The sequence below is a fragment of the Peribacillus muralis genome, assembly GCF_001645685.2.
Taxonomy (GTDB): domain Bacteria; phylum Bacillota; class Bacilli; order Bacillales; family DSM-1321; genus Peribacillus; species Peribacillus muralis_A.
The window spans coordinates 636,974-663,937 of the sequence record NZ_CP017080.1 but is presented as its reverse complement, the minus strand read 5'-3'; the positions used below and the strand labels follow the sequence as shown (position 1 = coordinate 663,937).

Annotated in this window: 34 protein-coding genes; 6 read left to right on the top strand and 28 right to left on the bottom strand. The window is 40.0% G+C overall.

The features are described 5' to 3' along the window. Window positions 1-5: 5 nt before the first annotated feature. The 18 genes from ABE28_RS03155 to ABE28_RS03090 all read right to left on the bottom strand — a co-directional run bounded on the left by ABE28_RS03155 (window position 6) and on the right by ABE28_RS03090 (window position 10,414). The gene (locus ABE28_RS03155) at window positions 6-830 is read right to left on the bottom strand and encodes a DUF2971 domain-containing protein (RefSeq protein WP_064463966.1); all 825 of its coding nucleotides are present in this window, start codon (window positions 828-830) and stop codon (window positions 6-8) included. A 71-nt stretch (window positions 831-901) separates the two neighbouring features. Further along, window positions 902-1,279: an ArpU family phage packaging/lysis transcriptional regulator gene (locus tag ABE28_RS03150; protein ID WP_064463969.1), complete on the bottom strand. Its 378-nt coding sequence runs from the start codon at window positions 1,277-1,279 to the stop codon at window positions 902-904. Between the two features lie 101 nt (window positions 1,280-1,380). Then, complete coding sequence (locus ABE28_RS03145; protein ID WP_064463971.1) at window positions 1,381-1,914, bottom strand: hypothetical protein; 534 nt, start codon at window positions 1,912-1,914, stop codon at window positions 1,381-1,383. Between the two features lie 93 nt (window positions 1,915-2,007). Then, window positions 2,008-2,286: a hypothetical protein gene (locus ABE28_RS03140; protein ID WP_064463973.1), complete on the bottom strand. Its 279-nt coding sequence runs from the start codon at window positions 2,284-2,286 to the stop codon at window positions 2,008-2,010. Window positions 2,287-2,668: 382 nt separating this feature from the next. Next, window positions 2,669-2,890, bottom strand: a complete 222-nt coding sequence (locus tag ABE28_RS03135) for a hypothetical protein (RefSeq protein ID WP_064463975.1) — start codon at window positions 2,888-2,890, stop codon at window positions 2,669-2,671. Further along, entirely contained in the window at window positions 2,883-3,020 is a 138-nt protein-coding gene (locus ABE28_RS25575; protein ID WP_257390689.1) for a DUF3983 domain-containing protein, read from the bottom strand. Before ABE28_RS25575 ends, ABE28_RS03135 begins: the two co-directional genes overlap by 8 nt. Further along, on the bottom strand, window positions 3,017-3,604 hold the full coding sequence (locus ABE28_RS03130; RefSeq protein WP_064463977.1) for a hypothetical protein: 588 nt from the start codon (window positions 3,602-3,604) through the stop codon (window positions 3,017-3,019). The genes ABE28_RS25575 and ABE28_RS03130 overlap by 4 nt, the downstream gene beginning before the upstream one ends. Window positions 3,605-3,715: 111 nt before the next feature. Next, the gene (locus ABE28_RS03125; RefSeq protein ID WP_064463979.1) at window positions 3,716-5,017 is read right to left on the bottom strand and encodes a replicative DNA helicase; all 1,302 of its coding nucleotides are present in this window, start codon (window positions 5,015-5,017) and stop codon (window positions 3,716-3,718) included. Beyond that, complete coding sequence (locus ABE28_RS24305) at window positions 4,998-5,765, bottom strand: replication protein (protein WP_083231921.1); 768 nt, start codon at window positions 5,763-5,765, stop codon at window positions 4,998-5,000. The genes ABE28_RS03125 and ABE28_RS24305 overlap by 20 nt, the downstream gene beginning before the upstream one ends. A gap of 32 nt (window positions 5,766-5,797) precedes the next feature. Continuing rightward, on the bottom strand, window positions 5,798-6,535 hold the full coding sequence (locus ABE28_RS03115; protein WP_064463981.1) for an MBL fold metallo-hydrolase: 738 nt from the start codon (window positions 6,533-6,535) through the stop codon (window positions 5,798-5,800). Continuing rightward, window positions 6,532-6,687: a hypothetical protein gene (locus ABE28_RS24830; RefSeq protein ID WP_156775672.1), complete on the bottom strand. Its 156-nt coding sequence runs from the start codon at window positions 6,685-6,687 to the stop codon at window positions 6,532-6,534. Before ABE28_RS24830 ends, ABE28_RS03115 begins: the two co-directional genes overlap by 4 nt. Window positions 6,688-6,699: 12 nt before the next feature. Further along, the gene (locus ABE28_RS03110; RefSeq protein ID WP_064463983.1) at window positions 6,700-7,605 is read right to left on the bottom strand and encodes a RecT family recombinase; all 906 of its coding nucleotides are present in this window, start codon (window positions 7,603-7,605) and stop codon (window positions 6,700-6,702) included. 17 nt (window positions 7,606-7,622) lie between these two features. Beyond that, on the bottom strand, window positions 7,623-7,844 hold the full coding sequence (locus ABE28_RS03105) for a YqaI family protein (protein ID WP_064463985.1): 222 nt from the start codon (window positions 7,842-7,844) through the stop codon (window positions 7,623-7,625). Further along, window positions 7,837-7,995: a DUF6906 family protein gene (locus ABE28_RS25405; RefSeq protein WP_167353376.1), complete on the bottom strand. Its 159-nt coding sequence runs from the start codon at window positions 7,993-7,995 to the stop codon at window positions 7,837-7,839. Before ABE28_RS25405 ends, ABE28_RS03105 begins: the two co-directional genes overlap by 8 nt. Further along, window positions 7,992-9,509: an AAA family ATPase gene (locus ABE28_RS03100; RefSeq protein ID WP_064463987.1), complete on the bottom strand. Its 1,518-nt coding sequence runs from the start codon at window positions 9,507-9,509 to the stop codon at window positions 7,992-7,994. Before ABE28_RS03100 ends, ABE28_RS25405 begins: the two co-directional genes overlap by 4 nt. Next, a complete protein-coding gene (locus ABE28_RS03095; protein ID WP_064463989.1) occupies window positions 9,510-9,731 on the bottom strand; it encodes a hypothetical protein in 222 nt (73 codons plus the stop codon). A gap of 67 nt (window positions 9,732-9,798) precedes the next feature. Then, entirely contained in the window at window positions 9,799-9,942 is a 144-nt protein-coding gene (locus tag ABE28_RS24825) for a hypothetical protein (protein WP_156775671.1), read from the bottom strand. Window positions 9,943-10,189: 247 nt separating this feature from the next. Beyond that, window positions 10,190-10,414, bottom strand: a complete 225-nt coding sequence (locus ABE28_RS03090; protein WP_064463991.1) for a helix-turn-helix domain-containing protein — start codon at window positions 10,412-10,414, stop codon at window positions 10,190-10,192. A gap of 180 nt (window positions 10,415-10,594) precedes the next feature. Here ABE28_RS03090 and ABE28_RS03085 point away from each other — a divergent pair, with 180 nt between their 5' ends. The 3 genes from ABE28_RS03085 to ABE28_RS03075 are packed head-to-tail and all read left to right on the top strand — an operon-like array spanning window position 10,595 to window position 12,887. After that, a complete protein-coding gene (locus ABE28_RS03085) occupies window positions 10,595-10,951 on the top strand; it encodes a helix-turn-helix domain-containing protein (protein ID WP_064463993.1) in 357 nt (118 codons plus the stop codon). Between the two features lie 30 nt (window positions 10,952-10,981). Then, on the top strand, window positions 10,982-11,437 hold the full coding sequence (locus ABE28_RS03080) for an ImmA/IrrE family metallo-endopeptidase (protein ID WP_064463995.1): 456 nt from the start codon (window positions 10,982-10,984) through the stop codon (window positions 11,435-11,437). Between the two features lie 25 nt (window positions 11,438-11,462). After that, window positions 11,463-12,887, top strand: coding sequence for a recombinase family protein (locus ABE28_RS03075; RefSeq protein ID WP_064463997.1), 1,425 nt, complete (start codon window positions 11,463-11,465; stop codon window positions 12,885-12,887). Window positions 12,888-13,442: 555 nt separating this feature from the next. Here the strand turns inward: ABE28_RS03075 and ABE28_RS03065 are convergent. From ABE28_RS03065 to ABE28_RS03055, 3 genes are all read right to left on the bottom strand, one after another. After that, window positions 13,443-14,840 (bottom strand): amino acid permease, encoded by a 1,398-nt coding sequence (locus ABE28_RS03065; protein ID WP_064464001.1) that lies wholly within the window; start codon window positions 14,838-14,840, stop codon window positions 13,443-13,445. A 302-nt stretch (window positions 14,841-15,142) separates the two neighbouring features. Continuing rightward, a complete protein-coding gene (locus tag ABE28_RS03060) occupies window positions 15,143-16,102 on the bottom strand; it encodes an L-threonine 3-dehydrogenase (RefSeq protein ID WP_064464003.1) in 960 nt (319 codons plus the stop codon). Window positions 16,103-16,146: 44 nt separating this feature from the next. Further along, window positions 16,147-17,337 (bottom strand): glycine C-acetyltransferase, encoded by a 1,191-nt coding sequence (locus ABE28_RS03055; RefSeq protein ID WP_064464005.1) that lies wholly within the window; start codon window positions 17,335-17,337, stop codon window positions 16,147-16,149. Window positions 17,338-17,899: 562 nt separating this feature from the next. On the opposite strand from ABE28_RS03055, the gene glpT reads away from it, so the two are divergent. Continuing rightward, complete coding sequence (gene glpT / locus ABE28_RS03050) at window positions 17,900-19,261, top strand: glycerol-3-phosphate transporter (RefSeq protein WP_064464007.1); 1,362 nt, start codon at window positions 17,900-17,902, stop codon at window positions 19,259-19,261. A 290-nt stretch (window positions 19,262-19,551) separates the two neighbouring features. On the opposite strand, the gene ABE28_RS03045 is transcribed toward glpT, so the two are convergent. Continuing rightward, window positions 19,552-20,115 (bottom strand): thioredoxin family protein, encoded by a 564-nt coding sequence (locus ABE28_RS03045; RefSeq protein WP_064464009.1) that lies wholly within the window; start codon window positions 20,113-20,115, stop codon window positions 19,552-19,554. Window positions 20,116-20,344: 229 nt separating this feature from the next. Between ABE28_RS03045 and ABE28_RS03040 the strand changes: the two genes are divergently transcribed. Further along, window positions 20,345-21,196, top strand: coding sequence for a GRP family sugar transporter (locus ABE28_RS03040; RefSeq protein ID WP_064464011.1), 852 nt, complete (start codon window positions 20,345-20,347; stop codon window positions 21,194-21,196). A gap of 18 nt (window positions 21,197-21,214) precedes the next feature. Further along, the gene (locus tag ABE28_RS03035) at window positions 21,215-22,000 is read left to right on the top strand and encodes a glucose-1-dehydrogenase (protein ID WP_064464013.1); all 786 of its coding nucleotides are present in this window, start codon (window positions 21,215-21,217) and stop codon (window positions 21,998-22,000) included. Between the two features lie 209 nt (window positions 22,001-22,209). On the opposite strand, the gene ABE28_RS03030 is transcribed toward ABE28_RS03035, so the two are convergent. The 6 genes from ABE28_RS03030 to ABE28_RS03005 are packed head-to-tail and all read right to left on the bottom strand — an operon-like array spanning window position 22,210 to window position 26,964. Continuing rightward, window positions 22,210-23,352 (bottom strand): amidohydrolase, encoded by a 1,143-nt coding sequence (locus ABE28_RS03030; RefSeq protein ID WP_064464015.1) that lies wholly within the window; start codon window positions 23,350-23,352, stop codon window positions 22,210-22,212. A gap of 14 nt (window positions 23,353-23,366) precedes the next feature. After that, window positions 23,367-23,876, bottom strand: a complete 510-nt coding sequence (locus tag ABE28_RS03025; RefSeq protein WP_064464017.1) for a GNAT family N-acetyltransferase — start codon at window positions 23,874-23,876, stop codon at window positions 23,367-23,369. Between the two features lie 26 nt (window positions 23,877-23,902). Beyond that, window positions 23,903-24,673 (bottom strand): amino acid ABC transporter ATP-binding protein, encoded by a 771-nt coding sequence (locus ABE28_RS03020; protein WP_064464019.1) that lies wholly within the window; start codon window positions 24,671-24,673, stop codon window positions 23,903-23,905. Beyond that, window positions 24,670-25,380 (bottom strand): amino acid ABC transporter permease, encoded by a 711-nt coding sequence (locus tag ABE28_RS03015; protein ID WP_064464020.1) that lies wholly within the window; start codon window positions 25,378-25,380, stop codon window positions 24,670-24,672. The genes ABE28_RS03020 and ABE28_RS03015 overlap by 4 nt, the downstream gene beginning before the upstream one ends. Before the next feature lie 19 nt (window positions 25,381-25,399). Next, entirely contained in the window at window positions 25,400-26,107 is a 708-nt protein-coding gene (locus ABE28_RS03010; protein WP_064464022.1) for an amino acid ABC transporter permease, read from the bottom strand. Between the two features lie 32 nt (window positions 26,108-26,139). Then, on the bottom strand, window positions 26,140-26,964 hold the full coding sequence (locus ABE28_RS03005) for a transporter substrate-binding domain-containing protein (RefSeq protein ID WP_064464024.1): 825 nt from the start codon (window positions 26,962-26,964) through the stop codon (window positions 26,140-26,142).

Here is a 26,964-nt window from a genome sequence, read left to right as displayed (position 1 = left end):
GAAAATTAATATATATAATCTTCATATAAATTTGACTTAACTATTATTTCGCTAGACATTCCAATTTCTTTGACCATTGACTTAACTTTATCAACAACTTCAGGTGGTGACTTTGGTGATACATATATGGAGTGAATTAAATTATTTAGATCACATGATACTAAATTTCCATTGGGATGTGAAAATTCATAAGACTTTTCTTCAAGATCATCAATAAGCCCATCCCAATCTTGCATTGGTATACCTTCGTTTTCAAATTGCTTTGTAAGATTTTTATGATCAATTCTGCTCGCGATAATCATCAATCTAAGTTCATTCTCAAAAGAAAATGATTTGCGTTTATAAAAAAGCGTGTCAAAGACATTTTCACTCGTCATGTCCTTATAAAAATCTATATATTGCAATTTCCCACTAAAGATTATGTATGGATCATGGATTGAATTGTATAGATCTTTATAAGTCGTTTTTATAGCTATTCCATCACCTCCACCCAAATATAAATCCCACATTGCAGCAGACTCATGGTCGTTAATATGCCAACAAGAAATAGCTGAAAACTCTTGAATCCTTTTCATATAATCTCTAGTATTTCCCCCAGTATCCCTTTGCTTTATATCCCAGTGTGAATAGCTCCCTTCAAGCGGGTCGACAAATCCACTTGGTTTGGAAAAGTAAAGTGCTTTCTCGTCCAATAAAGATTTGAATTTTTCCATGCTCATGTATTTCCAAACCGTTGGATTATCATTCACCTTATATTGTTCACTGTAATCATAAACTGACTCAAAGTTCATTGCTTCGCCATAAGCCCTATGTTTATCTGTAATAGTCATATATATCCTCCAAAATCCGTTATACTTTTTTATTAAATTATAACATTAGCATTCAACATTAAAAACAGCACTCAGATAATTCCAAGTGCTGTTGCAATAAGTCTGATAGCTTCTCTTTTTTGATTATAATACTGATCCTTTGTTAACCCCATATCTAAATATACCGTGATGTCCTTCATTCTTGATTGAGACAGGTATTTTCTTTTAATAATTTCTCGTTCGACCTCATCAAGGGCATTTTCTAACGCTCGATCTATTTGTCTCACGATTATTGTTTTATCGCTTTGCTCGCTATTTAGAATCGGAAATATATTTTCTTTACCTTCGTCTATCTGTTCAGATTTATTTGTAACAGCGACTTTAAGTGCTTTGTATTGTTTCAGTTGCCGGGCAACAACCCGACGAACCTCTTTTTCATCAACATCCGGAAAGAAAGATAATTGTCCCATTCGTTCTCCCCTCCATGGTATAATATGTACACCAATACAATCACCATGGCCGGGAGAAATCCTGGTCATTTTTTTATTTTCAGTCAGTTGCTCGAGTTCCATTAGTCTAATAAATCGTCGTCTTCACCCGTAAAATCAGATTGAGCAAAAGGATCATCGTTATCTTCATCTTTTTTGTCAGGTTCACCCTGGCCCTGACCTTCGCTATCTTCTTCCTGGGCCACATCGTCCAATGTCATCTGATTCGGAGAAACGCTCGCGGTCCCGTCTTTTCCTATTTCATATTCAATACCATCATGCGTTTCCTCATTAAAATCATCCATGCTCATTTGAGATTCAACAATACACAATGTAACATCAGATCCGGCCTTTTTATAAAAGTTAAAAGTGTTTTCAGCAGAAGCATCGCCTTTTACAATGAACTCAAGCACGGTTTTTTTACTGTCTTTAGTCGATTTATTAAATTCACATCTTAGTTTTTGCTCCACGCCTTCAATTTCCAGTTCGACCACTTCACGTGTTAGCTGATTTAATTCTTGTTTCTTTTCATCCTCACCTTTTACATAGAACTGAACAAGTTCCTTTTTACTATCCTTCGTTTGTTTATTAAAATGTGCTTTAACGGTTACCTGCATAAAATTCGCTCCTTTTGTAATGGTTTTTATGATATTAATTTATGAGTAAGCTGTTTGTATTCAAATGAAGAAACAGATAAAGTATTCCTTTATTTATAAAGCGTTTCTAGCCTTAGACAATCTTTCAGCTGCTTGTTGTCTTTGTTCTTCGGTCATTTCGCGCTTCTTAGGTATGTTTTTCATGCTAACCTGTTTTTCGGTCAAAGTTCCCCTAACAGCTATCGGTCTATCATCCTCGGATTCTAGGACGAATAACTCTGTTAATTTACTGAGTTTTCTAATGTGTTTTGGAACCGTAGAGTAAACGGTCCACTCGCCTGTGCTATTGTCAAAAACCAAAGAAGTTTCTTGTTCTTCACGGGAATAAGCCATTTTGTGTACCTCCCTGTATATTCGAACTATGCTGTACTTTTCTTAAAAATACATTAGGCCTCTATCAAGGTACTCTCTTTTTAGATACAATAGTCTTTTTAGATACAATAGTTACTGACAGGAAATTGATAACATCAACTCTTAAAGGGGGTATTCCCAATTAAATTTTTCCCGAAAAATGTAATCTATATTTATTTAGTTCTTCTAATATTCACTACAATTAACGGATTCTTTAATAAACCCGAAGACGCAGGAACACTAGATATTAGTATTGTTATTGCCCTTTCAATAAGTTTAATTATCCATATAGCAATGATTTTTTATGAAAAGAAAAATGCTGAATAAGTAGATATGACAAATTTTCAGTCGGCACTGTTTGTGTCTACTGTACGACTCTCATCATCTTAGCGATCCAAGGAGAAGAATAGTCTTCTACCTGGAATCGCTTTTGTTCAAAAGAATAAATATTAAGAACTTCAGATTGTTGATTTTCCTGTTTAAGAGAGGAAACAATCTCAAATCCCCTCACTAATAAATCCTCGATAGCCTGTTCTGCTTCATGTTTTTGTTGGCGGCGAATAACAACCGGCTGAACCTTAGCCATGAATATCAGCCCCTTCGTTACTTTTTAAATAACCTGACTTAACAAAAATGTTTCTCCAAGCGCGATTCAAACGATCCTTCCGTCTTTTGGCTAAAGACTTTTTCAATCGACGTTTCCGTTTTGGTTTCATACTTTGGCAACCTTCCTTTTCTTCTTAGGCTTTTCCACTGGATTTAAGATAGAATCTATTACCTCAGCTTGATAGCTTGAAAGATATCCTGCATTGAAACCACTCTTAACCGTCCAAAGATCTTTTGCAATTTCAGCAAGAATATAAGCATCAACCACGTTGTCGCTTGAATGGCTAAAACCAAAGTGTTCTTCCGCCGCCTTCATGACTACCTTCTTTTTCTCCGGTCCAGTATGGCGTTTTTTATGGCCAACTTCTCCTACCCAGCCAGTAACGTTCACGTACTTCTTTACCGAATTAGGTGCAGCTTCGTAGTATGTAAATCCTCGTTTGTATAGTGCGTTACGAATACCCCAATGCAGGCCGCCTGCGAACATGGCTCTCTGAGTATCATAAGGAAATCCCTCGATGCAAATGAAGTCATCTTTCCGGATATGATCCATCACTTCATCAATAAGTGTAGACATCCTCTTAGGGTCCTGGGATCCTAAGCCTTTGAGCTCCTTACCTCTCAGGACAATACCTCCCTGGTCCATTGCTACAAAACCAGTTTTAGTTGATGGATCTATTCCTACAAAGCGCATTCTTTTTTCTCCTCTCTTGCAGCAGCCGTGCAGCTGCGTAACGATCCCTTAATCTATTATTCTTATCAATGGCAATTTGATAGAGTTGCTGGATGGTAGCAAGCGTCAAGTTCATGCCTGCTTTACCTCTCTTGGCAACTCCGTGAATTTTTGCTTCCAGTTAAGGAAAAGTAATTTGAATTCGTTAACGCCAATATCCCGACCTTTTGCAAAAGTCTGATTGATGATCTTTCCTTGGGAAGTCCTTTCGCCTTCACTCCAAAGGAATTCAACTACATCGGCATCCTGTTCAATGAAACTTGATTCCTTCAAATCAGCTAAAACCGGTCTTCTAGCAATTCCACCCTTATCAGACTCCCTGGTCATTTGTGACAACATCATAAAGCAACAGTTCTGCTCCATGGCTATTTGTTTCGCTTGACCTGTGACTCGTCCAATTGCCAGTGCCCTGGTATCACCATTGGTCTGAGGGATACTCATGATTTGTAAATAGTCCACCACGATCATGGCTATCTTTCCGTGCTTCCTCTTAAACTGCTTGGCAGTAGCCTTGATTTCATCGATTGTGACACCTGAGCTGTCCTGCATAAAGATGGGAAGGTATTCGAAATTGTCATACGCCATATCAACAAGCTTTTGCTCCTTTTGATTCAAGTCTTTCATTTTAATTCTTTGGAATGGTATACCTGTTTCAGCTGAAATCATCCGGTCTTTTAAAGAATCTCTTTTCATTTCTTGACTCCATACAAGCACGACACCTTCCTTTTGCTTAGCAACACCATTTATCCTTTGCAAAGCTAAAGCCGTTTTCCCAACTGAAGGTCTTCCAGCACTAATGAAAAGCCAGCCCCTCCATATTCCTTGGGCCCACTTGTCATATTCAGAGAATCCCGTCTTGATGAACTCGGCCGGCGTTTTTAAATGCTTGTAGTATTCCTCTCGCGACTCTGAAAAACTAAGCATCTTAGCATTATCAACTGGTCTTAATTCGGTTACCAGCTGCTCCACATAGGAAAAGAATTCTTCGTCCGTTTCATAATCACTCCTGGACATTCCTTCGATGATTTGAGCTGTATTTTTAATCCTGCGTTCCATTGCTTTAGAACGAATCATTTCAGCATGGAATTTCACATTTGCAGTGGTGGGACAGGATGCAGCTAAATCAGATAGATAAGGAACACCACCGATTTTTTCGATATTCCCGAATTTAACGTAAGCATCGGTCACCGTAATGATATCCACGGGTTTCCCACGTTTTTCTAGGAATCTCATTACTTTATAAATCTCTTTATGCTTAGGAATAAGAAAATCCCGTTCTTCCAAAAATGTAATTTCATCAAGAACATCCGGATCCAGGAAGACTGCTCCTAAAACTGATTGCTCAGCAGCCATTTCAGTTCCAGTTGAAATCATTTGGATCCCCACCCCCGGCAACCCACTGTTGGAACTCAATATCTTTGTCTCGAGAGTCGGCTTGTTTTATAGGCTGAGAAGGTTTCTTTTGGCTTGCCATTTTTACCGCAAGTTTGGCAAATTGCTTTCTAAATGTTGAAGCAGATAAAATATTCGTTCTCCAAAACTCATCTGTTACAACCCAATCCATAACTTCTTTCGCATGGTGCTTTTCTATTTCTTCCAGTTCCACCAGCTTCCTAAAATCATCGGCCCATGTTTGTAAATTTGCTCTGGCAATCAAATGCTCAATACCGGCCTCTTTAGCGACAATTTTGACATGGTTATGAAAATAAACAGCTATTTTATAATAGGTGTTATCTTCTTCATATACTCTCTTCTTGGCCACTTTCTTCGGCTTTAATGGCTTAGGATCAACTTTTGCTTGAGCCTCACCCGATTCCCATTCCTCATAATTTTTATTTACGCCCAATTTTCTTCCTCCCTTAGAATTGAAATCAGAAACAGTTATGATTTTCTTTTCAATTAATTGATCTAATCCTTTTTGAGCTTGGCCCTTATTAGCTCCAATCATTTCAGCGATTTTACTAATAGGTAATTCCGCAGTAGTATGATGAAATCCATAAGTTCTTCTCCAAACGGCTAATATAATTCGAAACTGGGTGCCGTTTAACCTGTGTTTCATGATCTGTTCGAGTAATTCATTAGCAATTCTTGTGTATCCATTTTCCGTTTGTGGATTTGCCATTTAGCATTCATCCGTTCTTTATTGTCTCAGCGTCAAAACACCTCTATTTCATAGTCTTTTCCTGGCTTAAAACCCTTCCTATTCAGTGCTCGAATCGTCGTTAATTTTGCCAGCTCCGTCATGTTGTTGCTGCTGGATAAGTGCGTAAGATAAATTTTTTCTCCAACGCCCTTCACAAGTTTTGTTAGGGCCTCGGCAGTTTGTGTATTGCTTAAATGTCCAATGTCGGAAAGAATACGCGCCTTTGTTGCATTCGGATAATTAGAATGTTCAAGCATGGCCGGCTCATGATTAGACTCTATGATCAAAAAATTGCTATATTTCATAGTCTCAATCATTTCTGAATCTACCTTGCCGGTGTCCAAGCAAACTGATACTTTATCTCCAACTTTATCCACAATGGAATATCCTATTGGTTCATAAGCATCGTGATGAACTTTGAATGCTGTTACATCAAAATCACTTATTATTTGATTGCCGGGCATGATTCGTTTAAGACCAGAATCCACACCCTTGATGCTTTCCCATTCACCTTTCGAAGCAAAAACAGGAATATGATATTTATTTGCCAGTGAAAGACCTTTAACATGGTCTGAATGTGCATGTGTTATTAAAATGGCATCTATGGAGTCGGGACGAATCCCGACCTCCAGCAGCCTTTTTTCAATCTTTGTTTTAGCGATTCCTACATCTACTAAGATGGTATTTCCAGAGGACCGGATGGCAATCACATTGCCGCCTGATCCACTGGCTAAAATTTCAACCTTCATAAATTCACCTTATGTTCTTTCCAAAACCACTCTTCAATTTCTTCATATTCAGATTCACTAATTTCCCATGATTCTAGAAGTTCCATTAGTGAATCCCTTCTAGCCTCTTTCATTAATGCGTACATGAACTGATCTAATTTATCTGGTTTCATTACCCATGCACCTCATTCCAATTCGTCAGCATCAGCATGCTGTGCATCCTGCATATCGATGTGCATGTCCATTAATTCAAGTAATCCGAGAAGTTGCGGCAAGGTGGGCTCTCCCTTAATGTCCCGAGCGTTCTTTTCAATGTACTCAGTTCGAGCTTTACCTTTAGGAATACCGAGCCTTTCAAACTTCTTTACCATTTCTGTTTTAGCTTCATCGATGGCATCCATATCTTCGTTCTTTGGCTTACTTGGTTTTTTGGGATTATCGATAACTTCCTGGTTTGGAGTGATGTCTTTACGCTCTTTTGGCTTGTATTCAGGGACCGCATCTCCTGCAGGCTGAGGAATATCCTCGTCTCCAAACTCTAAGCCGTACTGCTTTTTTAACGCCCGCTGCTGCACATGTTTTCCGAACATGTCAGCTGTCCACTTCTGCCAGTTATCTTTATTTTGGCCTTTAAACATATGCTCAATTTCAGCACGATCCATAATGACCGTTACCGGACGTTGCCCTTCACGGTAAGATATTGAGTAGGCCCCAATAATTTCCCCGCGAGGAAATCCGATTTCATGAGTAACCACTTCAAGTTCTTTGGTTTCGGAATTCTTAGCAACTTTGAATTCATCATTTTCGCAAACCATTTGAGTATCGGGTGGCTGGAACCCTTCTTGCTCCCTGGCTTTTGAAAGGTACGCTTCGGCAGCAAATTGGATGCGGGCTGTATTGCCGTACTTGATGAAAAAGATTTCATTTTTGAATGGATCAAGGCCATAACTTGCAGCCTTATGAGCGAATAAAAGAAATTCTTGATCATTGGCTGTTGGAGCAATTGAATTACGAATGACCTGCAGCACTTCCGGTTTGAATGCTTCGTTAATTTCCGGTGTATATTGAACGATTGAATTATTGTTTGCCATGTTTTTAGTTCCTCCTATTAATCTGCAGTTTTAAATTGAAATCCTTTAACCTCAATTAGATAATCTTCCAAACTATCTTCCAGAACCATCTCACCGTTGCTAGGATCAAGGACAACTGAGTCACCAATAAGGACTTCATTTCCAAAATAATCAGTGCCGAAGTGTTCCGGCTGCGCAACAAGATTTGCATAGCCGGTTTTATTGACTTCGGTAACAATTGGATGTTCTAAGTCAGCCATTTGGCAACTCCCTGATTTGACCTGTAAGACGGTGGACAATGTGCAATTCTCCAGGGAGGTTCTTTACGATTAACCATTGATTAGTGTCTTTGACCCCTGCCCATTCCATGGATTTTCGTTGGTTTAAAGTGGGTCTTTTACCTGATTTCATTCAGCATCCACCCCTTCAATTTTTAACTTCTGACCTGCAACTACCCTTGAAACAATCAACTGGCCAACAGGCTGCTTAAAGCTTGTAATTGATTCAGCGTTATCCACAAAAACAGGTGTTATTAGGTCACTTTGCTGGGAAAGAACATCCCTAAGCTCCAACCCTGCCCTTATACCTTCTGCCGTTGAAAGCTTGCGATATGGCTTCTTATCAAGCTCAATTTCAAATGTGTTCTTTAACTCACCATTTCTTTGTTCTTCAAAGAGACGGACGGATAATGTTTCGAAAAGTGCTTGTACCTTTTCACCTTGAAGTTCGGCCTCCTTGGCCTTGAATGCCTTTACACAATCCAGAATGAAAATCGACTCATTCAGGGAATGAAGTGTTTCGTTTTCATCAGTCTGTGCCTGTTTTACTTGTTCCTGCAGCCGCCCAAATTCACCATGGATTCTTATCGCTTCTCGTAATGGTGTCCCCTGAGGATCAAGTTCACGAATTTCATTTCGTAATTCTGTAACGTCAATGAATTCCATTTCTTCAAGTTGGGCCTTAAGGCCAGCACGTTCTTTCAGTAGCTTTTCATGATTAGCCTTATAATTTTCAATACGGATTTCTTTATCTTTCTTTACAGTAGTTACGGATTCTTCATCTAATGGCCGTTTACAGGTTCTGCAACTATCTTCAATTTCTTCGTTTTTAAGTAACGGCCAATGTTCTTTTGACATTTCGACCTGATCTTGTATGTTTCGAATTTTTGCTTGAAGAGAATTATAGGCCTGGTTCTTTTCCCAGGCTTTATCTAGCAAACTTTCTTTCTCCCTAACTTGCTTGTCGATTTGAGCCAGTTCTGCTTTTAAAGACTCTAGTGGGACATTAGAAATATTTATTTGTTCAAGCCGCTCCTGCAAAGTCTTTGTCCTACTTTGAGCTGCGATATATTTCTTCTCTAATGTATTTTTGTTTTCTGCATGTATTTTTTTAATATCTTCTAAATTATGTTTTTTAAATAAGGCAGCTAGGCATTTGTTTTGCTCGTCCGGCATATGCTTTATAACATCTTTATTTATTGGAGAAGTGACATACTGCAAAAGCATGGAACGTTGTTTTTCCCAATGCATAGATGGAAAGTAACTCGGATTGAACAAAGAAAGAAACAGATCCTTATCAAATAGTTTTTCAACTACTTCATTGAACTCCCCAGCCTTTGAAGGAACTTCATTCACATAATAGATAGTCTTGTTTTTCTTAAGGCTGCGCCCTAGCATTAATTCTTTTCCATCAACTTCTAACAAAAGTGAAACCTTTATCTCTTCTGCTTCGTAAGTAATCGGTGTAGGATCTAATTTGCTACCTAGAGCATCTGTGCCGTACAATACATATGTGGGAGCTTCACAAATTGTGGACTTCCCCTCTGCATTGTCCCCCGTGATATCTGTTCTCTCGCCAAAGTTAACAGTGATATCACGGTGGGATTTAAAATTGTTAAGGATTAATGTTTTAAAGATTACTTGCATTTACAGCACCTCACTAACTGGATATTCGTACTTCACACCGACTACAGGCAATTGTATTTCTGTGATAAGCTCGTCCTTGCGGTTAAACAATTTAAATACTCCATCATGCTCGATAATGTCATCCACAGCTTGTCCGCCGAATTCTTTGCCGACTTCGAATGTATAAATAAATGGCTTGGTTGCTTCAGCAATTACTTCTAATGACTTGATTGTTCTTTCCACAGCTTTCACCTCCTCTTATTTTTGGCTTCTTACATAAGCCCGATAAATTTCTATGTAACGGTCTAACTCAGTCATTGCTAACCATTCCTTGGATCTGATTTTCATCTTTCTCACCTCCCTTCAATCTCCCTGCGGTCAATGAGCTGCCGCACATGCATCCACCTAAAAACAGCAGTGCCTCAACGAAACCGTAAACCATGACTATGCCCATTAAAAAACCTCCCTTTTATTGTCTATCGTGACTTTTCCAATAGTTAAATCAGAGAATTTTATCTCCTTCCCATATTTTCTAGAAAGGATACTTTCAATAATCGGCTTTAATGTAAGGACCTGTTCTTTAGTTATTTTGAAATTATCTAGCGTCATATAATTTCACCTCTCTACAGCATATGCTGTGAAAACAGTGGGACAAATCTGCTTTTTAATTTTTCGTTTGTTCCTATAAAGGAACAATGACCTCAAAAAAAATAAGCACTCGGAATACCTAATTTTTCGGACATTAACCTTGCTTCTTGTAAAGAGAAGTCACCTCCGGTTCCGTTAAGCTTTTGATTTATAGCACTTTGGCTTTTCTGAAGTATTGCGCCCAAATCTTTTTGTGAAATGTTATTTTCCACTAAGTAAGCCTTAATTTTTCTGTAAGGCTGATGGCGACGAGAAATACTTTCGTTGATGTTAGCCATTATTTCACCTCGCTTCACACCGTTCCTTTTTAGGAACATTTTTAGTATAGGTCATTAAAATTTAGATGTCAATAAATTATATTCCTTTTCAGGAACGAATTCAGTAGATTATATTGCATTGAAGGAACGAATGATATAGTATATTAGATATGAATAATATGGTAAGGGAGAAAAAAGCTTATGTATTCTTTTGGGTCTATTCTAAAAAACTTACGTACCTCAAAAAATTTAAGTATTGATCAGTTAGCAAGACAAATTAATGACAAATATGAAACAAAAATAAGTAAAAGTATGATTTCTAGGTACGAAAATAATTTAGCTGAACCAAAAATGGATGTAGTTCGTATTTTTGCTGATTTCTTTGATGCTTCGCCTGATTACATTATGGGATTAGAAGACGGGTCTTCTAGAGATATCAAAAAGAAAAGCAAAGCTATTGAGACTATTGCAGCTCACCTTGACGAAAAAGAAATAACTGAAGAGAAAATGAAAGATATCTTAAAATACATAGACTTTATATTCCAGGATGATAAATAACAGCTATAGATAGAGAGAGAGGTGCAGCCGATGCACTATAATAATTTACTTGAGGATTATCGTGATGTAACCATTAAAGAAAAGATTCTGGAATTCGGATTTAAAGGATTGTACATGAATGGGAATATCATTATTGAAAAACGATTGTCAACTATTGAAAAAGGATGTATTCTCGCTGAAGAATTAGGCCATCACTTCAAAACTGTAGGCAATATTTTAGATCAAGGGAAAGTTGCTAATGTTAAACAAGAAAAAATTGCGAGAAGTTGGGCACATAATAAATTGCTTCCACTTTCATGCTTTATTGAAGCATATCACTATGGTTGTACTAATCGATTTGAAGTAGCTGACTACTTAAATGTGACTGAGGAATTTTTACAAGAAGCTTTAGACAGATATATTGAAAAATATGGCGATTATATTTTTCATGAAGAGATTATTATTCATTTAAATCCTTTGAATATAATTAAAAGAGGTTTAGCGTAGATTCCCAATTGGAGGATATATTCTTATGAAATGTATTATCTACGTCCGAGTGTCAACCGATGAACAAGCAAAGCACGGTTATTCAATTGCTTCCCAAATAGAAAAACTAGAAGCTTATTGTATTTCGCAAGGTTGGGGGATTATTGATATCCTAGTTGATGAAGGATATTCTGCTAAGGATTTAAATCGCCCTAAATTCACCTTCATGATGGATCAAATAAAAAAAGGCGGTATAGATGTCTTACTGGTTTACAGATTAGATCGTCTAACTAGATCTGTACTGGACCTTTATGAAATACTTAAAATATTAGATGAAAACAATTGCATGTTCAAAAGTGCAACTGAGGTTTACGATACAACTAATGCTATGGGAAGGTTATTCATCACGCTTGTCGCCGCTATAGCTCAATGGGAAAGAGAGAATCTTGCTGAACGAGTTAGATTAGGTATGGAAAAAAAGACGAAATTGGGTAAGTGGAAAGGCGGAATAACTCCCTATGGCTATAAGGTGATTAATAAAGAACTGGTTATTAATAAAGATGAAGAATCAATCGTTAAAACTATTTTTGAGCTTAGTAAAAGTTCAGGATTTTATACTATAGCAAAAACTCTTAGTGCCCGTGGATATGGCACAAGAAAAGGTAGCGATTGGCACGTTGATACAGTTAGAGATATAGCTAATAACCCTATTTATGCAGGATACCTTACTTTCAACGAAAACCCTAAACAATATAAGAAGCCTCCCAGGGAACAAACTCTTTACGAAGGCGTTCATGAAAGAATAATACCAAGAGATGATTTTTGGGCATTACAAGATGCACTGGACAAAAGAAGAGGTTCCGGTGGAAAACGCGAAACGAGTAATTATTATTTTTCCTCCATTCTAAAATGCGGGCGCTGCGGCCACTCAATGTCCGGACATAAAAGCCCTAATGGGAAAACGTATAGATGTTCCGGGAAAAAGGCAGGAAAACAATGTACTAGCCATATAATAAAGGAAGATAACCTTGTAAAAACCGTTTTAAATAACCTAAATGGTCTATTTGAAAATATTAAGGGAAACATTAATATTTCGAATGCTCCCGAAGCAAAAATAAAACAGTTAGAAATTGAACTTAAAAATAATCAAAAGCTCTTAAAAAAACAAAAAGCTATGTTTGAAGCAGATGTTATTGAAATAGATGAATTAATTCAAAAAACGGATTCCCTTAGAGAAATTGAAAAACGGATCTTAGCTGAACTTAAGACAATTAAAAAGGTCGGGCCTTCAAAAGTAGATGAAATTAAATATATTTCTGAAAACATACACACACTTTGGGAATATGCTAACGATTATGAAAGAAAGCAAATGATGACTACATTGTTCTCACAATTAATTATTGATACAAAAGATGAATATAAAATCGGAACTGGTAAGGCGCGAGAAATTATCATTGTTTCCGCAAAATGATAATATGTCTTATGTCGGCGGAGGCACCTTGATTCCATGGGCACTGATCCCAGCCGCTGCAATATGTAATGTCAGCCCCTTCGAACTCGCGCGCCGGAATTTGCTGCCGGTGGCAATTGGCTTGGCAGTCACAACCATAGTCGCAATGTTTCTTATTTAATTGATTGCGCCGATTTATGGGCTTTGAATCACGGAACAACATCTTGATTTCCATTTTCATATTAAAAAAGTACCGAATAAAAAATCGGTACTTTTTTATTTCAATTTCAACCGGAGATATAATTGCCGATTTCGTCGATATATTCCTTTTTTCGGAGATATAACTGCTGATTTCGTCGATATATTCTTTTTTCGCTGATATAACTGCCGGTTTCGTCGATATATTCCTTTTTTCGGTGATCACTTTTTCACTAACCGTAGTTAAATCAACTTTGATTCTACAGCCGAGGAGATTAATGCTCTAGCTATTCGTATATCGCAAAAAAACCGCAGATCAAACTCGATCATGATCGAGTTTGATCTGCGGCACCCTTTTCTTATGTCATGCATTTACATTTAACCTGCTTTAATATCCTCTTCTTCAGCCGTTTGAGTATCCACAGGTACTCGCTTGCCCATTCCAAAAGCATAAAAACTAATGACTACGATTGCTAAAAAGACAATTCCAGCAATAAGTGAAATACGCGTTTCATCATTGAACCACATGCCCACCAATACCATAATCAAGTAGGCGATGGTCAAGTAGTTTGTTACAGGTGCAAATGGCATTTTGAATGGGTGATTGGCCATTTCGGCTCTTTTGATTTTTCTGAATTTAATTTGGCTTATCAGGATGACAAACCAAGGAATCATTCCTGGCAGTACGCTTGCACTGTATACATATACGAATAGGTTTTTTGGTGCAATATAACTTAACACGACTCCAATTGCCAATCCGATGATTACACCGAATGTACCGAATAAAGGAACACCGCTTTTCGATACTTTTGCAAAGGATTTAGGTGCTTGTCCATTCATTCCTAATGTATAAAGCATGCGGCCTGCACTGTAAATTCCGCTATTACAGCCGGACATGGCCGCTGTGATGACGACAAAGTTAATGATGCCTGCCGCTGCCGTGATACCGACTTTCGCAAAGGTTGCCACGAATGGACTGCCAATTGCACTTAGTTGGTCCCAAGGATAAACGGTTACGATAACGAAGATGGCACCTATATAGAAGATTAGAATACGCCAAATTGTACTTTGGATCGCTTTGGTGATCGTTTTTTGCGGATCCTTCGCTTCGCCAGCTGTAATCCCGATCAGTTCCACACCTTGATATGCAGCCACTACCAGTGATAGTGCAAAGAAGAATCCTTTCCAACCGCCTGTAAACCATCCACCATGTTCCCAAAGATTCGATAGCCCTATTGCATCTCCGCCATTACCGAGGCCGAAGAAAATAAGTCCAAATCCTGCAACGATCATCAAGACGATCGTTACGATTTTAACCAATGAAAACCAAAACTCGATTTCACCGAAAGATTTAACGGAAATGAGGTTCGCCGCCCCCAGGATAACCATTGCAATCAAGCCTGGTATCCACGCTGGAAGATCCGGAAACCAATACTGCATGTACGTCCCTACTGCAATTATTTCGGCCATCCCGACAACAACCCATTGGAACCAGTTACTCCAAGCAGTCATATATCCTGCCAATGGATGGATATATTTATAACCGAATGTCGCAAACGAGCCTGTACTTGGCTCTAGATATAGCATTTCCCCCATTGCACGCATGATCAAGAAGATGAATAAACCTGAGATTGCATAAGCTAACATGACAGACGGGCCTGTCCATTTGATCGCACTGGCCGAACCCATGAATAAACCAACGCCAATTGTTCCGCCCAAAGCGATCATCTGAATATGACGGCCCTTCAAGTCCCTATTCAAATCTTTGTTTGCCATTCCATTTCCCCCTACACTGCTAATCAGTCAATTTCGCTGCAAAACCTAATGTTACCGTAGTGATAGAGCGGGCATCCGTCACGCTTCAAAATCATTTTCCACTTCATATCCAAGCATCCCAGATAGTTAGAAAGATTCATGAGAATTTTCGCATTTATCAGCATAAAACGTCAAATCGATGGAAAGCGCTTACTTTTTTCCTGATTTAAAAGGTGCATCATACACCGCTAAAAAAAATAACGACCTTAATAAAATAACCTGAATAAAAGAGTCTTGCAACTCTTTTATTCAGCTTCGGTTCATTATGCGGTAACTAAAAAGGATTTCAATCCGAGCTTGACCAACATATCCTTCGTCATTTTCTCCAGATCGTATTCCGCTTTGAATCCCCACTCTTCCATCGCACAAGTCGAATCGATGCTATTCGGCCAGCTGTCGGCTATCGATTGTCTTGCGGGATCGACCTCATAGTTCATGATAAAGTCAGGAATATGCTTTTTAATCTCGGATGCAATTTGTTCCGGGGCAAAGCTCATGGCCGATACATTGAAAGAATTCCGATGCTTCAGCTTGGATGCATCCGCCTCCATTAATGCCATGATGGCAGCCAAGGCGTCAGGCATATACATCATATCCATATACGTTCCTTTAGCGATGTAGGAAGTGTATTTCCTATTTTTAATCGCTTCATAGTAAATTTCAACCGCATAGTCGGTGGTCCCGCCGCCAGGAGGCGTGACATACGAGATCAGCCCCGGGAAACGAAGACCTCTCGTATCAACGCCAAATTTATGATGGTAATAATCACATAGCAACTCTCCCGATACTTTGTTCACTCCATACATGGTATTTGGACGTTGTATCGTGTCTTGCGGTGTGCCATCTTTAGGTGTGGTTGGACCGAACGCGCCGATCGAGCTAGGTGTAAATAATCGGCAGTTCAACTCCCGTGCCGCTTCCAAAGCATTCACCAATCCACCCATGTTCAGATTCCAGGCTAACAGCGGCTTCTTCTCAGCTGTTGCTGACAATAAAGCAGCAAGATGAATGATCGTATCCACTTCATGCTTCTTGGCAATGTTAACCATCTCTTTTTCATCCGTAACATCCAAAATCTCAAATGGACCCGATTGGACAACAGCGCTCTCCGTCTTTCGGATATCCGTTGCCACGACATTGTCGGTTCCGTAAATCTCTCTCATTTTCAGCGTCAGCTCTGAACCAATTTGACCTAAAGCACCTGTAACTAATACCTTTTTCATCATAAATCCCTCCCCAATGTATTCCCAGCAAGCAAATTATCCCCTTAGATAATTGACATCTCTTTTCCTACTTTTTCATAAATCGCTATTGCACGATCGAGCATCTCTTTTGTATGGGCAGCAGTCGGCATATTCCTTACCCTTCCTGTTCCCCTTGGTACGGTTGGGAATACGATGGACTTGGCATACACACCTTCCTCATTCAGCCGCTTGCTGAATTGCTGTGTTTTCGCTTCATCGCCAATGATGCAAGGAGTGATCGGTGTTTCGCTCTCGCCGATATCAAACCCTAATTCCTTAAGGCCTTTTTTCAAGTAAGCGCTATTTTCCCACAGCTTATTTTGAAGCTCTGAGCTGTTCATCAAAATATCGATCGCTTCTATGCTCGAAGCCACTGCTCCTGGGGTGACAGCTGTCGAAAATAAAAATGGCCGGCTTCTAACCTTCAACCAATCAATCAAATCTTTCTTCCCTGCTACATAACCTCCAACAACACCAATCGCTTTCGATAGTGTTCCAATCTGGAAATCGACTTTATCCGATAAACCGAAATGTTTTACCGTCCCTGCACCATTTCCCAATACACCAGAACCATGGGCATCATCCACATACGTAATTAAGTCGAACTCTTCGGCAATCTCCACAATTTCAGGAAGCTTGGCAATATCTCCATCCATGGAGAACACACCATCCGTAATGACCATGACCTTGTTATACAATCCCGATTCTTTCGCTTGACGTGCCTTTGATCGTAAATCCTCCATATCGGAATGGATGAATGGAATGATTTTCGCTTTGGACAAACGGCATCCGTCAATGATTGAAGCATGGTTCAGTTCATCTGAAAGGATGGCATCATTCTTATCCATCACTCCTGAAATCGCTGCCATATTACAATTAAATCCAGATTGATAAGCAATGGCCGCTTCCGTATGCTTAAATTCCGCCAGCTTTTCTTCCAATTTGACATGGATATCTAACGTTCCATTGATCGTCCGAACCGCCCCAGCTCCGACACCATACTTCTTCGTCGCTTCGATGCAAGCATCGATTAATCGTCGATCCGTGGCTAAACCTAAATAGTTATTGGATGATAAATTGATCAGCTCTCTGCCTGCGATGGTGATTACCGGACCGTTTGGACCTTCTACCGGATCAATAACGTTGTAAAGACCTTTATCTTTTAAATCATTCAAATTATCTGTTAAAAATTGATTTAATGATTCACTAGTCATTTCAAATACCCCCTCAGTATTGGTTGGAAAAAATGCGGATTTTTTTTATGGTTTACTCTTATTCTAAAAACGGACCTTTAAGAATATTGAATTTTACTATTTTTTTCAAAAATACATGTGTCTTCTCCAAAAACACAATAAGAATCAACGTGAATCCTTTTGTATTAGGAGTTATACCCATCATAATAATCGATAATTTTATCGTTGTCCATATTGTGTGGACAAAAAAATCGGAATTTAATATTTTCGCAATAAATAATCCCTAAAAAAACCTTTGAATTCGCAAGAATACCTGATGGATTTCAATCATGGAATTTTTAGCATTACCTATGCTAGATGATTCTACCGCCTGACAATATCCGGCCCAGGACGTTTGAAAACGTTGACAACGATTTTATATGAAGTTATTATTTTTATTACAAGTTAACGATGGTGGAGATTTGGAGACCCATGCTTTAATAGGACCTGTCAAAATGAGGGTACGCTATTTGGTATGGGTTTTTTTGTTTTATCGCCGTTTCTTAACCAAGTTCATAACTTAAGTTCATTAAGGAGGATTGAAATGTTCAAAATGTTTAAGCCTGCCCCGCCAGTGCAAAGGTTACCTGAGGAAAAAATTGACTCTGAATACAAAAAACTCAGGCTCCAAGTTTTCATCGGGATCTTCATTGGTTATGCAGCGTATTATTTAATTCGCAAAAACTTTTCCATGGCAATGCCCTATTTAAAGGAAGAAGGATTCACAACCGGACAGCTGGGTCTGGCATTGTCTGCCATTTCCATTTCATACGGGATAAGTAAGTTTGTAATGGGCACCGTGTCAGACCGGAGTAATGCAAGGTACTTCTTGCCGACAGGTTTGATTCTAGCCGGAATCGTTAGTCTGCTTATGGGATTCGTTCCTTTCTTTACATCATCGGTTGCTATTATGTTTATCATGTTATTCATTAATGGATGGTTTCAAGGAATGGGCTGGCCCCCATCTGGACGAGTACTTGTTCACTGGTACAGTGTAAGTGAAAGAGGGGGGAAAACGGCGATATGGAATGTTGCCCATAACGTTGGCGGCGGTTTAATGGCGCCATTGGCCATTGCGGGTGTTTCCATCTTTGCTACATCAATGGGTTCTTCTTATGCTGGCTACGAAGGGATTTTCATACTACCTGCTTTAGTTGCCATTGCCATTGCACTCATATCATTTCTCTTAATACGTGATACACCCCAATCAGTTGGCTTACCTCCAATTGAAGAATATCGCAATGATTATCCTAATAAAACGAAAAAAATGTTTGAAACGGAATTGACAACAAAGGAAATTTTATTCAAATATGTTTTGAATAATAAATGGGTCTGGGCGATTGCAATTGCAAACATCTTTGTTTATTTCGTCCGTTATGGCGTACTTGATTGGGCACCCACCTATTTAAGCGAAGAAAAAGGCTTCAATATGGATAAATCAAGTATGGCTTATTTCTTGTACGAATGGGCTGGCATCCCCGGAACTTTGCTATGTGGATATATATCGGATAAGGTTTTTAAAGGCCGTCGTGGACCTGCGGGTGTTGTCTTTATGCTAGGTGTTTTAATCGCTGTCCTGGTTTACTGGTTTAATCCCGCAGGGAACCCAATGGTCGATATCATTTCCTTGATTGCGATTGGCTTCTTGATTTATGGACCTGTAATGTTAATAGGTTTACAGGCCCTTGATCTAGTTCCTAAAAAAGCTGCCGGTACTGCAGCAGGATTGACTGGCTTGTTTGGATATTTAGGTGGGTCTGTAGCAGCAAATGCCATGATGGGATATGTAGTGGACTTTGCAGGTTGGAATGCAGGCTTTACATTAATAACAATTTCTTGTGTTCTTGCAGTAGTCGTATTTGCGATCACATGGAATGTTCGGGGACAGGAAGTAGTAAAAGGGTAAGGTAAGGCTATGCTGTCAGGTACGATAGCATGATGGGATGACAGTAAGAACGTCATTGGAAGCACCGGCGCAAGCCAGACAAAAAGGCTTCGGAATGTTTCATTCCGAAGCCTTTTTGGTTTTTCATTACGTTTAAAGCAGGAATGATGCCTTCCGTAAAAATGGAAATTTGTTGAAGTTTTAAGGCTAGTGGAGGCGAATTTAACGGTTGAATTTCGCAAAAAAGCCGTAGACATCCTCAATGACTATCGAGTTTGCCTACAGCCTGAAATTCCCGTTACTGCGAGAATTCAATCAATTTTTCCCAATGTCTCCTTGATGCTGCCGTAAACTTCAGACCAAAGGCTTCCATCCTCAGAAAACGCCTTTGTGATCTTTTTAAAAACCTCTTTTTGCTCGGCCTCAAAGCGTTCATCTTCCTTAGCTGGCAAAACTGAACGCAGCTCCATGACATAGTCCTGCACTTTAGGTGCGCGAGGTCCCCATACAGCTCTTTCCTCGCCATGCTTGTCAATGAATATAAAGATGGGAATGGAACGCGCTGTACCGTTCGTTAAGTATTGATCCATCAGATCAAGGTTTTCATCTCGTAAAATCATGCGGGTTTCGATATTCGCCGCTTCCGCAATATTCAACAAAATCGGTATATTCATCATCGCGTCTCCGCACCAATCTTCAGTAATGACAATAGCGCGAAGCTCTTTCGCTTTCAACTCATCAAAAAAATCCCCATCTTCCACAGAAATGGAAAAATGTTCTTGAATCGACTGCAAGCTTTCTTTATGGACCTTCATGGAAGAAATAAATTCTTCCGCAGGAATACCTTTTCCAAACCATTCATTCAGTGTCGTCATCTTATTGCTCCCATCTTTTTTAAGTTAAACGTACCATAAATCACCCATAATTTCATTGCATACACTCTACAACCTATCCAAGTGAAAGATGAATACGTTCAAATTGGTAAATCAAAACCATGTTTTCTTTCCCGTGTAAAGGGAAAACTTTATATACAATCAATAGCTTACTATCTAACTATCTGCTATTCATTTAAAAAAGGGTTATCCAGTTTAGGAGTTGAAATTCGTGGAAGGTATTCTCTTGGCACTACTCCCCGCTTTGACATGGGGCAGCTTGGTGCTTGTTTCCGAAAAACTTGGAGGCAGTTCCTATAATCAAACACTTGGCATTACAGTCGGCTCATTACTGTTCGCTATCGTGATGTCTTTCGTCAATCCCCCTGAATGGAGCAGTCTAGTCTGGATCGTCGGCATCATATCCGGAATAGGGTGGGCATTCGGGCAGTTATTTCAGTTTAATAGTGTCAAAGAAATTGGGGTATCTAAAACCGTTCCCATTTCGACAGGTCTGCAAATTTTAGGAAATACATTTTTCGCCGTTATCATTTTCAGGGAATGGAATGACAAGCTTACAATCATCATCGGCATCGTTGCCATCATCTGCTTGATTACGGGTGTCTTGCTGACAAGCTATGGTGACGGTGCTGAAAAAAAACAAGGGAGCATGAAAAAAGGGCTTTTTTATCTTGCGATTTCAACGGCTGGTTATGTTACATATGTCATCGTGGTCAGATGGAATGAAGTGGACGGATGGTCCGCGATCCTGCCGCAAGCAATCGGCATGTTCATCGCTGCCCTGCTGCTTTCCCTCAAGCATAAACCGTTCAATAAATATGCAGGAAGAAATATCCTGACCGGACTGATGTGGGCTGTCGGGAATATCGGCCTTCTGCTTGCTAATCCAAAGGTCGGTGTGGCCATTGCCTTCTCCTTTTCCCAAATGGGGATCGTCATTTCGACTTTAGGAGGCATCTTTCTCTTAGGTGAAAAGAAATCGAAAAAGCAAATGACCCTCGTCATCATTGGGTGTGTACTCGTCATTGCTGGCGGCGTCATGATCGGCTTTACAAAAAAATGATTGAAGGAGTGATATATCATGTATAAAGATTTAGAGAAAAAAGTGGTCGTCATCACCGGAGCGGCAAAAGGGCTAGGAAAAGCCATGGCCGAAAGGTTCGGTAAGGAAAAGGCACATGTAGTGCTGAACTATCACACTGAAAATGACGATCATAAGGATATCATCAAAACGATCGAAGCAGCCGGGGGCAAAGCGGCGGCCATCCAAGGCGACGTTTCAAAGGAAGCGGATATTAAGAAACTGCTTTCATTCGCGGTCGATACGTTCGGCACAGTCGACATCATGATCAACAATGCCGGGATTGAAAATGAAGTGCCAAGTGAAAAATTGACACTTGAGGATTGGCAGAGGGTCATTGATGTAAATCTAACCGGGATGTTCCTGGCAAGCAGGGAAGCGATCAGCTATATGCTAGACCATGACATTAAGGGGAATATCATAAACATGTCCTCCGTTCATGATCGAATCCCTTGGCCTCATTTTGTTCACTATGCAGCTAGTAAAGGCGGAGTGAAGATGATGACCGAAACCCTTGCACTTGAGTACGCCCCTAAAGGGATTCGCATCAATAACATATCCCCTGGCGCAATCGACACGCCCATCAATGCCGAAAAGTTCAATGACCCAAAAGCGAAACAAGAGGTCATCGACTTAATTCCAATGGGATATATCGGTAAACCGGAACAGATTGCCGCTTGTGCTGCTTGGCTAGCCTCAGCTGAATCAAGTTACGTAACGGGCTTGACCTTATACGCTGATGGCGGAATGACGAAATATCCTGGATTCCAAGCAGGAAAAGGCTGATCATTTATATGTAAGGCAGTTTACAAAATGCCCCTTGCATGTTCTTGAAAAAGGTATGTACGGGAATAGTGAGACAGGGTTTCTCCTTGTCTCTCATTCCTTTGCCCTGTTATAGTCGATTCTCAAATCCAAAGTACCATTCATCAAGACACCCTCTCCATAAAAACGCAAGCTCCATTCCATTAACTAAGGTGGGATAAATTCCATGCTCACCACTTATCATGGTTTTTCAATAAATCTTTGACACTTTCAGATAAAAAATAGGCGGCTTTCATTATCGCTTTTTCATCAATCGTAAAAGCAGGGTGATGCCAGTCTTCGTTTCCGTTCGTACCAAAAAAGGCAAAAGTACCGGGAATATGTTGAAGGTAATAAGCGAAATCTTCCCCACCCATAGAAGGTTCTGGATCGATTACATCTAAAGTTTGCCCCAAAGCGGAACTTCGTGCCATCTCTGTAATAGCTGGATGGTTGTGAAGCGCAGGTGGCCCTGGAAACCAGTCAATAACAGCTTCCTGTGAAAAAGCAGCCGCGATATTATTTACGATCGAATGAAATTTATGCTTTACTTCCTCCCGTATTGCAGACTCAAAAGTCCGGATCGTTCCTTCAAGTGTGACTTCACCCGGAATTACATTCCACGTGCTTCCACCTGTTATCCTCGTCACGCTCACCACAGCACTTTCCAGTGGGGATACATTTCTGCTGACGATGGTTTGTAATGCCGTAATAAGCTGGGCACTCGCTGCTATTGGATCATTTCCACTTTGAGGGATCGCTGCGTGACTGCCCTTGCCTTGAAGCACAATCTGAAAACGGTCAACTGCCGCCATTAACGCTCCTTCTTTTATCCCTATGGTCCCGACAGGTAAATCCGGTTTATTATGCAATCCGATTATGGCAGCCACATCATCGATTTGACCATCCTTTATCACATGCGCAGCACCGCCACCTAATTCTTCTGCTTGTTGAAAAAGCAAGCGCACGGTTCCACCCAGCTCCGATTGACATTCCTTTAACAAATAAGCAGCGCCAATGACAGCTGCGGTATGGAAGTCGTGCCCGCAGGCATGCATCACTCCTTTTACTTTTGAAGCAAATGGAAGCCCGGTTTTCTCCTCGATCGGGAGAGCATCGATATCCGCCCGTATTGCAATTGTCGGTCCTTGCTTTCCACCCTTTATATCTGCAAAAACACCTGTTTTCAATCCTGTCTGACGGATTTCTATATCCTTTTCCCTAAGCCACTTTTGAATCGACTTGGTCGTTTCGAATTCTTCATTGGATAACTCCGGATATTGATGTAAATGACGCCGTATCGCTATTAAACGGTTTTCCAACTCTCGCCCCATACAGCCGCCTCCTTCTATAAATCCAAGCGATAGCATTTCACTAAAATATCATGATTTTGGAATTCCTTCGTTTGATCCCGTATAAAGCCAAACCATTCATATAGTTTAATCGCTTTATGCATCTTATCAGTAGAATGCAGATACAAACTGGATGCCCCTTGCGCTTTTGCATAATGTACACTGGCTTTTAATAATTCCTGTGCGATACCGCGCCCCCTTGACTGGGGATGAACGGCCAATAAACGAATGATTGGTGAAGAAATTCCAAGTTCAGGCTTTTCATATGCCTTTTCAGATGACCGAAAAAGCTGTAATGTACCAAGGATATCTTCTTGGCACTTTGCAACCAATACCTTATCAACATGTGGATTATCCAAGGATGATTGAATATTATTTAAATATCCTCTCCAAGCTTCCGGGTTCGAATATTCAAATTCATACTGTTGATAACTTTCCACCAATAAACGGCGGACCTTCTCTTTGTCTTCTTCAATCAATTCATTGACTACGATTGGATGAGTCATCTTCCCTTGGCCCCCTTCCTTCAACTTCAATTGGCTTTTTCTTTTAGATACGATATGGGAGTATCCCTTGATATCCTGTTCAAGAATTGTCGTGTCCGCTCTTCTTTTGGTGCATTGAAAATTTCAAGTGGTGACCCTTCTTCCACGATGACCCCGCCGTCCATGAAGAGAACTCGATCGGATACCTCTCTGGCAAAACTCATTTCATGGGTTACAATCACCATCGTGATGCCTTCCTGTGCAATGGTTTTTATTACCGAAAGCACCTCCCCGACCAACTCGGGGTCCAATGCCGATGTTGGCTCATCGAATAGGATGACTTCCGGATTTAAAGCAAGGGCCCTGGCAATTCCAACACGTTGCTGTTGACCTCCTGACAATTGCGAAGGGAAATGGTTATGCTTATCTCCTAACCCTACTTTCTCCAGCAGAAGCTCACTTTCTCGTTTTGCTTCCGCTTTCTTATATTTTTTTGTAACAATTAACCCTTCCATTACGTTTTCCAAAACGGTTTTATGAGCAAATAAATTATAATGCTGAAAAACCATCGCCGATTGTCTTCTAAGAGACAAGATTTCCCTTTTGGTCGCCTTCTTGGACTTCACCTGTACATCTCCCACTTGAACGATGCCCTCATCTGGTTTATCCAGAAAGTTCAAGCACCTAAGCAAGGTTGTTTTTCCAGATCCGCTTGGTCCAAGAATGGTCACTACTTCACCCTTGCCTACTTTCAAATTGATTCCTTTTAAGACGGGCTGCCGGTTAAATGATTTTTTTATATCTTTTAAATTAATCATTGTACTCCTCCTCGATTATAGGCAGTGGCTTTTTTCTCAATCAAAAACGAAAGTCCCTCCGCAATGATTGTGAGACCCCAGTAAATGAAACCAGCAGCGATAAAGGACTCCAAAAATTTCAAATTGGTGGATGCAACTATATTGGCTGCACCTGTCATTTCCTTTTGAGATACGATGAAAGCGATCGATGACGTATGCAAAAATCCAATGAAAATATTCGTGAAATTCGGAATGGATTGAGCCATTGCCTGAGGCAGAACGATGCGTGTCATCGCTTGAAATGTATTCATGCCCACAGAGTACGCTGCCTCCATTTGTCCAGTTGAGACACTGATGATTCCCGACCTGAATATCTCCGATAAATAAGCACCCGCACTCAACGATAAGGCGGTCAAGACGAATAAACTGATCGGGATGGAATTAGATTGAATGCCCCAATCGAATTTCGCGGAAATTAGATCGATCAATAGGGGAAAACCGAAATAAATGAGCATGATGTGCATGATGATCGGCGTTCCTCTAAAGAAAGATACATATCCATTTGCCACTCCAGCTAGATATTTCACTTTATAAATCCTGATCAAGGCAACGGCGAGACCGATTAGAAAACCTGCAAAAAGAGGAATGATCGTCAAGAAAAGCGTAGTGGGAAGTGCCTTCAAAATCTCCTTGAATGCAGTCCAGATAAATAGAATATCAATCGTCAAACCCTTCCCTCCTCCTTTATTATCCAGTAGCAGACACATTGATTGCCTGATGCCGGTTGATGCGATTTTCATACAATCTAAATATCTTCTCGAACAATAGTACGACTGCATAATAGATGATGGATAAAGAGAGATAGACTTCGAGACCATGTGCCGTAGCAGCAATCAATGTCTCCCCTCTCCCCATCATATCCATCACACCGATGGTGAAGGCAAGAGAGGTATCCTTCAATGATCCGATGATGGCGTTAGCGATATTCGGAAAAGCGATCCTTATTGCCTGTGGAAGCACGATCCTAAAAAAACTTTGGCTATTATTCATCCCCACTGAATAGGCTGCTTCCGTTTGCCCATGATCGACAGCCTTTATCGCCCCTCGAAAAATCTCCGCAAAATGCGCCCCACTACTTAGTGCGTAAGTAATAATGACAAAATACAGAGCCTCCATTCTTGAAATATCGATGTTAATGAATAAAAGGATTGCAGGAAGCCCATAAAACACTAGAAATAGTTGGATTAAAATGGGGGTTCCCCGAATGAAGGAAATATACAATATGACAAATTGATTCAAGATCGGGATACGGAATACCCTCAGGATGGCAGCCGCTATCCCAAGGATCATCCCTAATGAAACCGATGCTGCCAGAATCTGTAACGTGACCCCTAAATAATGGATTAAAGTCGGTACGAAATCGACTATTAAAGAAAGATCGAATGATTTCCCCATGCTTTAGCACCTCCGCGCTTACGACAATTCAATTAAAATCCGACTGAATAATCAGCACCCAGCCACTTTTTACTAAGCTCGCTCACTGCGCCTTCCTTTTTCAGCTCCACAAGTGCTTCATCAATTCTTTTCTGTAAAGGCGTTTCATCCTTTCTTAGCAAAAAGTATACCTTTGAATTAAGCAGCGGTTCACCTACGACCTTTTGCTGTGCATCTGCTTGTTCATTCAAGAAGTCGACTGCAAATGGTGTCGTGATGGTAGCATCTGCCCGGCCCGTTTTGATTTGATTCTTCGTATCATCCGCCCCTTGGCCTGAATAGATGATATCAATGCCGGCATTATTTTCTTTATTGTACTTTTCAAGAAAAACGGCTGAATTGCTCGTTGCACTCACTATCGCTTTTTTTCCTTTTAGATCTTTAATGGAATGAATGTCATTGTTGTCCTTATGAACGGTAACTTGAAGGGGAAAGACATTGTATGGTTCCTCATTAAAGAGAAATTTCTTTTTTCGTTCGTCATTCACTTCCATTTGATGAGCAACAAAATCGATTTTATTCGTTTCTAAACTTAATAATAGATTGGAAAAATCCATCGTTTTAAATTCAAATTCATATTCCGGCAGCTTTTCATCGATTTGGCGAACCAACTCGACATCATAACCTGTCAGTTTACCGTTCTTATCCAAAAAGCAAATGTTCGGGAATTGCGTGCCTGTTCCTACAATGATTTTCTGAACCTTTTCATTTCCAGTATCCCCAGTATTTGATTTTGCTGTACTCGATGTTTCTTTCGAAGAGCAAGCTCCTAAAACAGTCAGCAGCAGTGCCATCACCAAAAATAATATTTTTTTCAT

What these genes read in the sequence shown, in the direction of transcription:
- ABE28_RS03155 (WP_064463966.1), bottom strand. Translation starts at nt 830, where the DNA reads ATGACTATTACAGATAAACATAGGGCTTATGGCGAAGCAATGAACTTT.
- ABE28_RS03150 (WP_064463969.1), bottom strand. Translation starts at nt 1,279, where the DNA reads ATGGGACAATTATCTTTCTTTCCGGATGTTGATGAAAAAGAGGTTCGT.
- ABE28_RS03145 (WP_064463971.1), bottom strand. Translation starts at nt 1,914, where the DNA reads ATGCAGGTAACCGTTAAAGCACATTTTAATAAACAAACGAAGGATAGT.
- ABE28_RS03140 (WP_064463973.1), bottom strand. Translation starts at nt 2,286, where the DNA reads ATGGCTTATTCCCGTGAAGAACAAGAAACTTCTTTGGTTTTTGACAAT.
- ABE28_RS03135 (WP_064463975.1), bottom strand. Translation starts at nt 2,890, where the DNA reads ATGGCTAAGGTTCAGCCGGTTGTTATTCGCCGCCAACAAAAACATGAA.
- ABE28_RS25575 (WP_257390689.1), bottom strand. Translation starts at nt 3,020, where the DNA reads ATGAAACCAAAACGGAAACGTCGATTGAAAAAGTCTTTAGCCAAAAGA.
- ABE28_RS03130 (WP_064463977.1), bottom strand. Translation starts at nt 3,604, where the DNA reads ATGCGCTTTGTAGGAATAGATCCATCAACTAAAACTGGTTTTGTAGCA.
- ABE28_RS03125 (WP_064463979.1), bottom strand. Translation starts at nt 5,017, where the DNA reads ATGATTTCAACTGGAACTGAAATGGCTGCTGAGCAATCAGTTTTAGGA.
- ABE28_RS24305 (WP_083231921.1), bottom strand. Translation starts at nt 5,765, where the DNA reads ATGGCAAATCCACAAACGGAAAATGGATACACAAGAATTGCTAATGAA.
- ABE28_RS03115 (WP_064463981.1), bottom strand. Translation starts at nt 6,535, where the DNA reads ATGAAGGTTGAAATTTTAGCCAGTGGATCAGGCGGCAATGTGATTGCC.
- ABE28_RS24830 (WP_156775672.1), bottom strand. Translation starts at nt 6,687, where the DNA reads ATGAAACCAGATAAATTAGATCAGTTCATGTACGCATTAATGAAAGAG.
- ABE28_RS03110 (WP_064463983.1), bottom strand. Translation starts at nt 7,605, where the DNA reads ATGGCAAACAATAATTCAATCGTTCAATATACACCGGAAATTAACGAA.
- ABE28_RS03105 (WP_064463985.1), bottom strand. Translation starts at nt 7,844, where the DNA reads ATGGCTGACTTAGAACATCCAATTGTTACCGAAGTCAATAAAACCGGC.
- ABE28_RS25405 (WP_167353376.1), bottom strand. Translation starts at nt 7,995, where the DNA reads ATGAAATCAGGTAAAAGACCCACTTTAAACCAACGAAAATCCATGGAA.
- ABE28_RS03100 (WP_064463987.1), bottom strand. Translation starts at nt 9,509, where the DNA reads ATGCAAGTAATCTTTAAAACATTAATCCTTAACAATTTTAAATCCCAC.
- ABE28_RS24825 (WP_156775671.1), bottom strand. Translation starts at nt 9,942, where the DNA reads ATGGGCATAGTCATGGTTTACGGTTTCGTTGAGGCACTGCTGTTTTTA.
- ABE28_RS03090 (WP_064463991.1), bottom strand. Translation starts at nt 10,414, where the DNA reads ATGGCTAACATCAACGAAAGTATTTCTCGTCGCCATCAGCCTTACAGA.
- ABE28_RS03085 (WP_064463993.1), top strand. Translation starts at nt 10,595, where the DNA reads ATGTATTCTTTTGGGTCTATTCTAAAAAACTTACGTACCTCAAAAAAT.
- ABE28_RS03080 (WP_064463995.1), top strand. Translation starts at nt 10,982, where the DNA reads ATGCACTATAATAATTTACTTGAGGATTATCGTGATGTAACCATTAAA.
- ABE28_RS03075 (WP_064463997.1), top strand. Translation starts at nt 11,463, where the DNA reads ATGAAATGTATTATCTACGTCCGAGTGTCAACCGATGAACAAGCAAAG.
- ABE28_RS03065 (WP_064464001.1), bottom strand. Translation starts at nt 14,840, where the DNA reads ATGGCAAACAAAGATTTGAATAGGGACTTGAAGGGCCGTCATATTCAG.
- ABE28_RS03060 (WP_064464003.1), bottom strand. Translation starts at nt 16,102, where the DNA reads ATGAAAAAGGTATTAGTTACAGGTGCTTTAGGTCAAATTGGTTCAGAG.
- ABE28_RS03055 (WP_064464005.1), bottom strand. Translation starts at nt 17,337, where the DNA reads ATGACTAGTGAATCATTAAATCAATTTTTAACAGATAATTTGAATGAT.
- glpT (WP_064464007.1), top strand. Translation starts at nt 17,900, where the DNA reads ATGTTCAAAATGTTTAAGCCTGCCCCGCCAGTGCAAAGGTTACCTGAG.
- ABE28_RS03045 (WP_064464009.1), bottom strand. Translation starts at nt 20,115, where the DNA reads ATGACGACACTGAATGAATGGTTTGGAAAAGGTATTCCTGCGGAAGAA.
- ABE28_RS03035 (WP_064464013.1), top strand. Translation starts at nt 21,215, where the DNA reads ATGTATAAAGATTTAGAGAAAAAAGTGGTCGTCATCACCGGAGCGGCA.
- ABE28_RS03030 (WP_064464015.1), bottom strand. Translation starts at nt 23,352, where the DNA reads ATGGGGCGAGAGTTGGAAAACCGTTTAATAGCGATACGGCGTCATTTA.
- ABE28_RS03025 (WP_064464017.1), bottom strand. Translation starts at nt 23,876, where the DNA reads ATGACTCATCCAATCGTAGTCAATGAATTGATTGAAGAAGACAAAGAG.
- ABE28_RS03020 (WP_064464019.1), bottom strand. Translation starts at nt 24,673, where the DNA reads ATGATTAATTTAAAAGATATAAAAAAATCATTTAACCGGCAGCCCGTC.
- ABE28_RS03010 (WP_064464022.1), bottom strand. Translation starts at nt 26,107, where the DNA reads ATGGGGAAATCATTCGATCTTTCTTTAATAGTCGATTTCGTACCGACT.
- ABE28_RS03005 (WP_064464024.1), bottom strand. Translation starts at nt 26,964, where the DNA reads ATGAAAAAAATATTATTTTTGGTGATGGCACTGCTGCTGACTGTTTTA.